The organism is Thiobacillus sp. (assembly GCF_024708915.1).
The window spans coordinates 1-9,786 of the sequence record NZ_JANJXQ010000164.1 but is presented as its reverse complement, the minus strand read 5'-3'; the positions used below and the strand labels follow the sequence as shown (position 1 = coordinate 9,786).

At 67.3% G+C, this 9,786-nt stretch carries 11 protein-coding genes and 1 pseudogene; all 12 read left to right on the top strand.

The genetic code is table 11. The features are described 5' to 3' along the window. Nucleotides 1–165 (top strand): annotated as a pseudogene (locus tag Q0L94_RS11530) (class I SAM-dependent methyltransferase); the annotation flags it as partial. 101 nt (nucleotides 166–266) lie between these two features. Beyond that, the gene (locus tag Q0L94_RS11525; RefSeq protein ID WP_296753398.1) at nucleotides 267–572 is read left to right on the top strand and encodes a hypothetical protein; all 306 of its coding nucleotides are present in this window, start codon (nucleotides 267–269) and stop codon (nucleotides 570–572) included. Nucleotides 573–670: 98 nt separating this feature from the next. Continuing rightward, nucleotides 671–2,944 carry a helicase-related protein gene (locus tag Q0L94_RS11520; RefSeq protein ID WP_296753397.1) on the top strand — a complete coding sequence of 758 codons (2,274 nt, stop codon included), beginning with the start codon at nucleotides 671–673 and terminating at the stop codon, nucleotides 2,942–2,944. 137 nt (nucleotides 2,945–3,081) lie between these two features. After that, a complete protein-coding gene (locus Q0L94_RS11515) occupies nucleotides 3,082–3,681 on the top strand; it encodes a PilL N-terminal domain-containing protein (protein WP_013520773.1) in 600 nt (199 codons plus the stop codon). Next, nucleotides 3,678–4,322, top strand: coding sequence for a hypothetical protein (locus Q0L94_RS11510; RefSeq protein WP_013520774.1), 645 nt, complete (start codon nucleotides 3,678–3,680; stop codon nucleotides 4,320–4,322). The genes Q0L94_RS11515 and Q0L94_RS11510 overlap by 4 nt, the downstream gene beginning before the upstream one ends. Nucleotides 4,323–4,336: 14 nt before the next feature. Beyond that, a complete protein-coding gene (locus Q0L94_RS11505; protein WP_013520775.1) occupies nucleotides 4,337–5,062 on the top strand; it encodes a TIGR03759 family integrating conjugative element protein in 726 nt (241 codons plus the stop codon). Then, nucleotides 5,044–5,646 (top strand): transglycosylase SLT domain-containing protein, encoded by a 603-nt coding sequence (locus tag Q0L94_RS11500; protein ID WP_013520776.1) that lies wholly within the window; start codon nucleotides 5,044–5,046, stop codon nucleotides 5,644–5,646. Before Q0L94_RS11505 ends, Q0L94_RS11500 begins: the two co-directional genes overlap by 19 nt. Then, nucleotides 5,643–6,191, top strand: coding sequence for an integrating conjugative element protein (locus Q0L94_RS11495; protein WP_013520777.1), 549 nt, complete (start codon nucleotides 5,643–5,645; stop codon nucleotides 6,189–6,191). Before Q0L94_RS11500 ends, Q0L94_RS11495 begins: the two co-directional genes overlap by 4 nt. A gap of 4 nt (nucleotides 6,192–6,195) precedes the next feature. Further along, nucleotides 6,196–8,388: a type IV conjugative transfer system coupling protein TraD gene (gene traD, locus Q0L94_RS11490; protein ID WP_013520778.1), complete on the top strand. Its 2,193-nt coding sequence runs from the start codon at nucleotides 6,196–6,198 to the stop codon at nucleotides 8,386–8,388. After that, nucleotides 8,385–9,146, top strand: coding sequence for a TIGR03747 family integrating conjugative element membrane protein (locus Q0L94_RS11485; RefSeq protein ID WP_271256961.1), 762 nt, complete (start codon nucleotides 8,385–8,387; stop codon nucleotides 9,144–9,146). The genes traD and Q0L94_RS11485 overlap by 4 nt, the downstream gene beginning before the upstream one ends. A 98-nt stretch (nucleotides 9,147–9,244) precedes the next feature. Next, nucleotides 9,245–9,628 (top strand): RAQPRD family integrative conjugative element protein, encoded by a 384-nt coding sequence (locus tag Q0L94_RS11480; protein ID WP_013520780.1) that lies wholly within the window; start codon nucleotides 9,245–9,247, stop codon nucleotides 9,626–9,628. Next, the coding region (locus Q0L94_RS11475) for a TIGR03758 family integrating conjugative element protein (protein ID WP_296753401.1) at nucleotides 9,625–9,786 on the top strand (162 nt) is incomplete at its 3' end. The genes Q0L94_RS11480 and Q0L94_RS11475, both read left to right, overlap by 4 nt.

The window sequence follows — 9,786 nt, the reverse complement described above, 5'->3', positions numbered from 1 at the left end:
GGTGATACCCACAAGGAGAAGACGCTCCACACGGAATACACCGAACGCGACGACGGCTCCGTGGCCGAGACGCGCATCCTCACCGACAAGTTCGTTCCGGTCATCCGCGCCTGGGACATGACGCCGGGTTCCCCGACACGGGGCGAGGTGTTGACCATCCGCTGATTGTTGTTCCTCGACGGCTCGCCGTCATGCCTTTTCACCCACCGGGGTCATGTCGCCCCAAAGGGGTGCCGTGGCCCGCTTTTCCGAAAGGAGAAACCACCATGGCACTCGCAGTCATCAACCTCGCGTCGCAAGCACGCTTTTCCCCGGGGCAGTTGGTCATGACCATCGGCGTCGACGATCTGGTCCGACAGGGCCGGCTTAACCCTGCGCCTTTCCTGCGCCGCCATCTCCATGGCGACTGGGGCGACCTGAGCGACGACGATCGGCAACTGAACGACGCCGCGCTGAAGTCCGGCGAGGATCGTCTGTTCTCGTCCTACCAGGTCACGCCGAACCTGAAGCTCTGGATCATCACCGAATGGGATCGCAGCGTCACCACGCTGCTGCTGCCCAGCGAGTATTGATCCACTTCGACGGCCTTGCGCCGTTACATTTTTCCCACCTCGGGGCATGCCATCGCCCCGTGGGGGAGGTGCATGCCCCATTGCTAAGGATCATCACCATGTCCCTCGATCTTGAAACCGTTTCCGAAACCGCTTCACAGGGCGACCTGCTCGAAGCGGTTGCTTCTCCCCTCACGCTCAGCCTGCAGGACTTCGTATCGGAGTTCGGCGACGAGCTGCTCGATTCGCTCAACCGCGCCAATCCGCCGGTCTACACCGGCCGGCCGCGGGCGCATCGGCAGATCGTCCTCGCGGGCCTCAAGCGCAAGCTGTTCCCCGCGCAGGCCGATGTGGTCCATGCCGCCACCGAGCTGCTGGTCGATCGCGGCGAACGCGCAGCGATCGTCAATGGCGAGATGGGCTGCGGCAAAACGACCGTCGGCATCGCCACCGCCGCCGTGCTCAACGCCGAAGGCTACCGCCGCACCCTGGTGCTCTCGCCACCCCACCTGGTCTACAAGTGGCGGCGCGAAATTCAGGAGACGGTGGCCGGCGCCAAGGTCTGGGTGCTCAATGGCCCGGACACGCTGGTCAAGCTGCTGAAGCTACGCGAGCAGTTGGGCGTGCCGGCGCAGGGCCAGGAGTTCTTCGTTCTGGGCCGTGTGCGGATGCGGATGGGGTTCCATTGGAAACCCGTCTTCACTCGCCGGCGCACGCTTCACGGTGACGTGGCGGCGTGCCCGGACTGCGGTCAAATCATCACCGACCTCGACGGCGAGCCGATCAACCCGATCGAACTCGAAGCCGAGGAGTCCCGCCGCAAGTGCAGTCACTGCCGTGCACCGCTGTGGTCGTTGATCCGTCCCAGAGGTCTGTCCGCTAGCGACCAGTCCTCCGCCGTCCTCAAAGCACTGAAGCGCATTCCGACCATCGGGGAAGTCACCGCGCAGAAGTTGATGCAGAAGTTCGGTGACGCCTTCCTCGCGTCGATGCTCGGGGACAACATCCACGAGTTCATCAACCTGATGGACGACCGCGGCGAGCTGGTCTTCTCGGATCGGCAAGCTCACCGGATGGAACGCGCGATGGCCAACATGGAGTTCGGCTTCGGTGAGGGCGGCTATCAGCCGTCCGAGTTCATCAAGAGGCAGCTTCCCCACGGGACGTTCGACCTGCTCATCGCCGACGAGGCGCACGAGTACAAGAACGGCGGCTCCGCCCAGGGCCAGGCCATGGGGGTGTTGGCGGCCAAGGCGCGCAAGACGCTGCTGCTCACCGGCACACTGATGGGCGGCTACGGCGACGACCTGTTTCACCTGCTGTTCCGAGCCCTGCCGGGGCGGATGATCGAAGACGGCTACCGGCCGACGAAGAGCGGCAGCATGACCTCGGCCGCGATGGCGTTCATGCGCGATCACGGCGTGCTCAAGGACATCTATTCCGAGAGCACCGGCACGGCGCACAAGACGGCCAAGGGCACCAAGGTATCGGTGCGCACGGTCAAGGCGCCGGGGTTCGGTCCGAAGGGCGTGCTGCGTTGCGTTCTGCCGTTCACGGTCTTCCTCAAGCTGAAGGACATCGGTGGCAACGTGCTGCCGCCCTACGACGAGGAGTTCCGCGAAGTCGCGATGGACACGGCGCAAGCCGCGGCCTACCGCGATCTGGCGGGTCGGCTGACCCAGGAGCTGAAACAGGCCCTGGCGAAGCGCGACACGACGCCGCTCGGTGTAGTCCTCAACGTGCTGCTGGCCTGGCCGGACTGCTGCTTCCGGTCGGAAACCGTGGTGCATCCGCGCACGCGCAACACCCTGGCGTTCGTCCCGGCTCAGTTCAACGAGTTCGAGATCAGCCCCAAGGAGCGTGAGCTGATCGACATCTGCAAAGAGGAGAAGGCGCAGGGGCGCAAGGTCCTCGCCTACACGGTCTATACCGGCACGCGCGACACCACGTCGCGCCTGAAGGTGCTGCTGGAGCAGGAAGGTTTTCGGGTGGCAGTGCTGCGCGCAAGCGTGGATGCCAGTCGTCGCGAGGACTGGATCGCCGAGCAACTGGACCGTGGCATCGACGTGCTCATCACCAATCCCGAATTGGTCAAGACGGGATTGGACCTGTTGGACTTCCCGACGATTGTGTTCATGCAGTCTGGCTACAACGTCTATAGCCTTCAACAGGCGGCACGCCGCTCCTGGCGCATCGGGCAGAAACAGCACGTGCGCGTGATCTACCTCGGCTACGCTGCCACTTCGCAGATGACCTGCCTGGAGCTGATGGCCAAGAAGATCATGGTTTCGCAGTCCACCTCGGGCGACGTGCCCGAATCGGGGCTCGATGTCCTGAACCAGGACGGCGATTCCGTCGAGGTCGCACTGGCCCGGCAGCTTGTCGCCGCATGACACGTTCCACTTACGGCCCTTCGGGGCCGTTTTTTTTCCGCTCCCGGTAAATCGGGCGCTGCGTGGTTCGCATTGTTTGCTGCCGTTCGTGGCCAGAGCGGCGATGGTGAGGGCTCGATGTTTCAGGACGCCGAGCTATGTGCCCCTCTCCACCCTGGTTTCACCATCCCGAACGCCGCCTGCTGGCGGGATTTCTCGGCCTGCTGTGGTCGGTGCTGGCCGGTGGCTGCGCGACGACGACTGCGCCGGTCGCGCTCGACACCATCGAGGAAGTCTCGGCCGCGCCCGAACCCGAAGCGCCCGAGTACATCCCGGTCGTGCGCTACGCCCGCTACACACTGGTCGAACTGGCACCCATGGCAGCGCAGCGCGACCTGCTGTTGCAGACCATCGACGTGTCCATGCCCGAGGATGCACGCGCCACGGTCGGGGATGGGCTGCGGCACGTACTCAAACGCAGCGGCTACGGCCTGTGCCAGACCGCGCATGCCGTGATCGAACTGTACGCGCTGCCGCTGCCGGCGGCGCACCTGCATCTCGGTCCCATGACCTTGCGCGATGCACTGCTCACCCTGGCTGGGCCGGCCTGGGAACTGCACGCGGATGACCGCGCCCGACAGATTTGCTTCGACCGGCCCGGCGACCGCGTGGCCGTCGAACCCACGCCCGAGCCGAGCGCCGCCGATGCAGTGCAGACCTTCCCGCTGATGCCTTCCATTCCAGGAGGCCAGCCATGAATGCTCCGCAACCTTCGCGGCGCCCGACCGCCGCCGTGGTGGTGCAAAGCCTGCTCTGGCTCTGGCTGATCGGCCTCAGCGTCATCGTGGCGCTCGGCTACCTGGCGATGCGCGACCAAACCGACCAGGACCGGCTGGATTCACGCCTGCAACGCCTGGAAGCGCAGGCGACTGGCCTGGCCGAGACGATCGAGGCTATCCAGCAGCGTCCTGCCGTCGCAACGGCCGCTGACCTCAAAGATACCCGCCAAATCCTGGAAGCGCGCGCCGCCCAGGTGGAGAAGTCGCTGAACGGCTATGCCGCCGCCGACGATCTTCAGGCACTGCGCGCGGAGATCGAGCAGATCAAGACACGCCAGACCGCCGCGCGTGCCGCAGCGCCCGTCCAAGCACGCGCACCAAGCAAGCCCGCCGCCTCCAAGGCCGAACCGCCGCCACTGCCGTTCCGCGTCGTCGGCGCCGAACTGCGCGCCGGCCAGCGCAGCGTGTCGGTCGCGCCGACAGCCGGGGACCTCACACCCGACCAGCTTCAGGTGCTGCTGCCCGGTGATGCGGTCGGCCCATGGCGTTTGCAGGCGGTCGAGGGCAACACCGCGGTGTTCCAGGCCGGCGACCAGACGCGCCGCGTGGCGATCCCCTGACCGGAGCACACCCCATGAAGCCGTCGATCCTCCTTTCCGTACTCGTGCTGGCGTCGGTGCAGTGGCCCGCCTGGGCGCAGCAACCCGCCACGGCACCCGCGCGCAATGCACAGAGCCAGGAGCGCCCGCTGGCCGCCCGCGTGCTGGACGACCGGACGGCCAGCGAATGGGGTCTGCAACGGCAGGAATGGGAACGCTACCGCGAGCTGATGGACGGGCCGCTGGGTATCTACTCGCCCAACCTGGACCCGCTTTCCGCCCTGGGCATCGAGGCACGCACCGACGAAGAGCGGCGGCGCTACGCAGAACTGCAGGTGCAGGTCGAAGCGCGCCGCGTCGAGAAGCTGCTCGCCTACCAGCGCGCCTACGACGAAGCCTGGCAGCGTCTGAATCCGGGCATGCAGCGCGTGAACCTGCCTGATGACAAGCCGGGCGCTGTCGCCACGCGCGGCAGCGGCCGCATGGCGGTGTTCGTCAAGGACGGCTGCGCCGCCTGCGGGCAGCTCGTGCAGCGCCTGCAATCCTCGGGCGCGGAGTTCGACCTGTACATGGTGGGCAGCCGCCAGGACGACGCGCGCATTCGGGACTGGGCCAAGCGCGCGCAGATCGACCCGGCGCGCGTGCGGGCCGGCAGCATCACGCTCAACCACGACAGTGGCCGTTGGTTGGCGCTCGGCCTGTCCGGTGACTTGCCCGCCGCCGTGCGCGAGGTGAACGGCCAATGGCAGCGCCAGCCGTAGCCGCCCGCGTATCGCAGTTCTTGCGCGCACTGGTGCTCGCCGCTGGCCTGTACACCTGCACGGGCCATGCCCAGGAGGTTCCGCCACCGGCCTACCAGCTTGCCGCCCAGCGCGCAGGCATCCCCTCGACGGTGCTCTACGCCGTGGCCTTGCAGGAGAGCGGCCTCCGGCGCAACGGGCGCATCGTCCCATGGCCGTGGTCCCTCAACGTCGCCGGCCAGTCCCGCCGCTTCGCCACGCGGGCCGATGCCTGCGCCGGCCTGCAGCAGGCGATGCGCGCCACGCCGCACACGCGCATCGACGCGGGCCTGGGCCAGATCAACCTCGGCTACCACAAGCACCGCTTCACCAGCGCGTGCGACCTGCTGGACCCGTACCGCAACCTCGCCATCGCCGCCGAGATCCTGAAGGAGCAGCACACCTCCGGCGAGGACTGGCTGCTGGCGATCGGCCGCTACCACCGTCCTGCGGGTGGCGAGCCCGCCGCCCGCTATCGGCGCAGCGTGTCCCGCCACCTTGCCCGCGTGCAGGGCGCACGCCCAACCGCCGCGGTCCTCGCCGCGCGCCAGGAGACCTCCCCATGACGAAACCCCATCCGGCCCATCTCGCATTCACGGTCCTGCTCGTGCTGCTGGCAGGCCTGCCGCTGGCCTCGCGTGCCGGCGAGCCGCTGATCGTGGTCGAGGACCATGGCGGCACGTCGGCGCTGCCGTACTACGAGGCCCTGAACCTCCAGCCGCGCGCCAACGCGCCGGCCCGGCCACCCATCCCGACGCCCCGGGTTCCCGCCACGCCAGCGGACGAAGCCGCGATGCTGCCGGTGCGCAGCACCAAGCTCACGCCCGGCACCGTCGCGCGGCGCGTGATCGAAGCGCCCGGCCTGCGGCCGTTCGCGGTCATCGGCGACGACGAGGCTTCCCGGGCCTGGTTGCAGCGGCGCGGCGCGGCTTTGCGCGAACGCGGCGCGGTCGGCCTGGTGGTCAACGTCGAGACCGTGCAGGGCCTGGCACGGCTGCGTACCCTGGCGCCGGGCGTGCCCCTCGCGCCCGTGGCCGGAGACGACCTGGCCGATCGCCTGGGCCTGCGGCACTACCCGGCGCTGATCACGGCCACCGGCATCGAGCAATGAAGCCATGTCGGGGAAACAGCCGGTCGAGGTTCTGCTACGTCCAGCGGTGGAGCTATACACCGTCGCGGCGTGTGCAGGCGCCGCGTTTCTGTGCCTGGTGGCCCCATGGTCGCTCGCGCTGAGCCCAGCGATGGGCGTCGGCAGCGCGCTGGCGTTCGGCGCCTACGGCGCAATCCGCTATCGCGATGCCCGCGTCATCCTGCGCTACCGGCGCAACATCCGCCGCCTGCCGCGGTACGTGATGACGAGCAAGGACGTGCCGGTCAGCCAGCAGCGGCTGTTCGTGGGGCGCGGGTTCCTCTGGGAGCAGAAGCACACCCATAGGCTGATGCAGACGTACCGGCCGGAGTTTCGCCGGTACGTGGAGCCGACGCCGGCCTACCGGCTGGCGAGGCGCCTGGAGGAACGGCTGGAGTTCGCGCCGTTCCCGCTGTCCCGGCTGCCCGCGCTCACGGGCTGGGACGTGCCCATGAATCCGGTGCGCCCGCTGCCGCCGGTCGGCGGCCTGCCGCGGCTGCATGGCATCGAACCCGACGAGGTGGATGTCAGCCTGCCGCTGGGCGAGCGCGTCGGGCATTCGCTGGTGCTGGGCACCACGCGCGTGGGCAAGACGCGGCTCGCCGAGTTGTTCGTCACCCAGGACATCCGCCGCAAGAACGCCGCGGGCGAGCACGAGGTCGTGATCGTCATCGACCCCAAGGGGGATGCCGATCTCTTGAAGCGGATGTACGTCGAGGCCCAGCGCGCGGGCCGCGAAGGCGAGTTCTACATCTTCCACCTGGGCTGGCCGGAAATCAGCGCCCGCTACAACGCCGTGGGCCGCTTCGGCCGGATCTCGGAAGTGGCGACGCGCATCGCGGGGCAGCTCTCCGGCGAAGGCAACAGTGCCGCTTTCAGGGAGTTCGCGTGGCGGTTCGTCAACATCATCGCGCGCGCCTTGGTGGAACTGGGGCAGCGCCCGGACTACATGCTGATCCAGCGCCACGTCATCAACATCGACGCGCTGTTCATCGAGTACGCCCAGCACTATTTCGCCAAGACGGAGCCCAAGGCCTGGGAGGTGATCGTCCAGATCGAGGCCAAGCTCAACGAGAAGAACATCCCCAGGAACATGATCGGGCGCGAGAAGCGCGTCGTGGCGCTGGAGCAGTACCTCTCCCAGGCGCGCAACTACGACCCGGTGCTCGACGGCTTGCGCAGTGCCGTCCGCTACGACAAGACCTATTTCGACAAGATCGTCGCATCGCTGCTGCCGCTGCTGGAGAAGCTCACGAGCGGCAAGATCGCCCAGCTTCTGGCACCGAACTACTCCGACCTGGCCGACCCACGTCCGATCTTCGATTGGATGCAGGTCATCCGAAAGCGCGCCATCGTCTATGTTGGCCTGGATGCGCTCTCCGACGCCGAGGTCGCCGCCGCAGTCGGCAACTCGATGTTCAGCGATCTCGTGTCGGTCGCCGGCCACATCTACAAGCACGGGATCGACGACGGCCTGCCGGGTGCATCGGCCGGCGCGCGCGTGCCGATCAATGTCCATGCGGACGAATTCAATGAACTCATGGGTGACGAATTCGTGCCGCTGATCAACAAGGGCGGTGGTGCCGGGCTACAGGTTACCGCGTACACGCAGACCCTCTCGGACATCGAGGCCCGCATCGGCAACCGGGCCAAGGCCGGCCAGGTGATCGGAAATTTCAACAACCTGTTCATGCTCAGGGTCAGGGAGACCGCCACGGCCGAACTGCTGACCCGGCAGTTGCCGAAGGTCGAGGTCTATACGACCACCATCGTCTCGGGCGCCACCGACAGCTCGGACATCCGTGGGGCGACGGATTTCACGTCGAACACGCAGGACCGGATCAGCAGCACCAGCGTACCGATGATCGAGCCGTCGCATGTCGTCGGCCTGCCCAAAGGCCAATGCTTCGCGCTGCTGCAGGGCGGCCAGCTTTGGAAGGTGCGCATGCCGCTGCCGGCGCCGGACCCGGACGAAGTGATGCCGGCGGACTTGCAGCAACTCGCGGGGTACATGCGCCGGAGCTACAGCGAGGCCACGCAGTGGTGGGAGTTCACCAGTTCCCCGGCCTTGCAGGATGCGTCCTTGCCCGACGATCTGCTGGATGACGCCGCTCCGGCCGAGCCTGGCGCGGTGGTCACCGGCGCCGAGGACAGCGCAGGCAACGAGGCATCGCCATGAAGGATGCCGCCTCAACCGCGCAACGGGAGCAGAACCAGCGCCAGGGCCTGATCGTCGGCACCATCACCTTGCCGTTCCGGCTGCTCGGGGTGCTGATCGGCTCGCTGCTGTTCTCGATCGTGGTGGAGTGCGTCGGCATGCACTTGTTCTGGAAGGATCAAGGCTGGCGGCATTCCCAGCAGATGCTGCAGTACGAGCTGGGGCACCTGTCGAACCACTTCACGCGCAGCGTGGTCGTGCAGGAGCCAGGGCGTACAGCACACCAACTGGTGGATACCGGCTACGAATGGGTGTTCGTGCGCTCAGGCTTGCTGGAGCGCACGAGCCAGACCGCAGAGCGCGCCCGTGCGCCCAGCCTGGGCAAGAGCCAGGACGGCGTGCGCAACTTCCGCTACTACATCAGCCAGGTCTATGTCTGGGCCGAGAGCTACCTGATCGCCGCAGCCTTCACGACGCTCACGTTCCTGGTGCGCCTGCTGGTCCTGGTGCTCACGCTACCGCTGATCCTTACCGCGGCCTTCGTCGGCTTGATCGACGGGCTGGTGCGGCGCGACGTGCGCCGGTTCGGCGCGGGCCGCGAATCGGGCTTCATCTACCACCGTGCGAAAGCCTCGTTGATGCCGCTAGCCGTGCTGCCGTGGGTCACCTACCTCGCGCTGCCGATTTCGGTGCATCCGCTGGTGATTCTGCTGCCCAGCGCGGCCTTGCTGGGACTCGCGGTGAGCCTGACCGCGGGCAGCTTCAAAAAGTACCTCTAAGCCATCAATCCGGTCATCCGCAGGTTCCTATTGTTTGCGGCCTAAAACAGCCCTGATCTCCACGATCAACCCATTGCTGATCACACAGGAATGGCGCGATGGTGGCTTCGATCTGGCTGCGCGCCGCGCATCGCGGCGTGCCCAATTTTCTCGTGACGGCCCTCGTGCTGGGGCAGTCCCCGATGGCGTTGGCCGAGTCCCCGGCGCAGCGCCAGGAACTGATCGCCGCGCTGCGCCAGCTCGACGCGCTGGAGCGCACCGTCGCGGACAGCGCCGCGCATACCCCCATCACGCCGGGCGAGCGCTACCACTTCGACTACCCGAGGCTGTTGGCTGACCTGGCGCGCGTGCGCGCTGGCATCCGAGCCCATCTCACACCGTCGCGCGCCCAGCCGCGCGACCCCTCCGAACTGGCCGGCGACTACCGCACCGAGCGGGCGTCCGAGCCGCTGCCGGCGACGACTGCGGAGGGCAAGCCATGAACGGCGCACAGGTCTCGGCATTTCAAGCCAACAGCGGCATCGCGCCTTCCGCGATGGCGACCGTCCTGGTCGGCGTCGTGTTCGCGGTCCTGCTCGTGTGGGGCGTCTGGGCCATCCGAACGGCCTACGTGGGGTGGTCCGAGAGCCGCCTCAACCAG

Excerpts from the sequence above, each read along its gene's own strand:
- Q0L94_RS11525 (WP_296753398.1), top strand. The coding sequence starts at position 267 with ATGGCACTCGCAGTCATCAACCTCGCGTCGCAAGCACGCTTTTCCCCG.
- Q0L94_RS11520 (WP_296753397.1), top strand. The coding sequence starts at position 671 with ATGTCCCTCGATCTTGAAACCGTTTCCGAAACCGCTTCACAGGGCGAC.
- Q0L94_RS11515 (WP_013520773.1), top strand. The coding sequence starts at position 3,082 with ATGTGCCCCTCTCCACCCTGGTTTCACCATCCCGAACGCCGCCTGCTG.
- Q0L94_RS11510 (WP_013520774.1), top strand. The coding sequence starts at position 3,678 with ATGAATGCTCCGCAACCTTCGCGGCGCCCGACCGCCGCCGTGGTGGTG.
- Q0L94_RS11505 (WP_013520775.1), top strand. The coding sequence starts at position 4,337 with ATGAAGCCGTCGATCCTCCTTTCCGTACTCGTGCTGGCGTCGGTGCAG.
- Q0L94_RS11500 (WP_013520776.1), top strand. The coding sequence starts at position 5,044 with ATGGCAGCGCCAGCCGTAGCCGCCCGCGTATCGCAGTTCTTGCGCGCA.
- Q0L94_RS11495 (WP_013520777.1), top strand. The coding sequence starts at position 5,643 with ATGACGAAACCCCATCCGGCCCATCTCGCATTCACGGTCCTGCTCGTG.
- traD (WP_013520778.1), top strand. The coding sequence starts at position 6,196 with ATGTCGGGGAAACAGCCGGTCGAGGTTCTGCTACGTCCAGCGGTGGAG.
- Q0L94_RS11485 (WP_271256961.1), top strand. The coding sequence starts at position 8,385 with ATGAAGGATGCCGCCTCAACCGCGCAACGGGAGCAGAACCAGCGCCAG.
- Q0L94_RS11480 (WP_013520780.1), top strand. The coding sequence starts at position 9,245 with ATGGTGGCTTCGATCTGGCTGCGCGCCGCGCATCGCGGCGTGCCCAAT.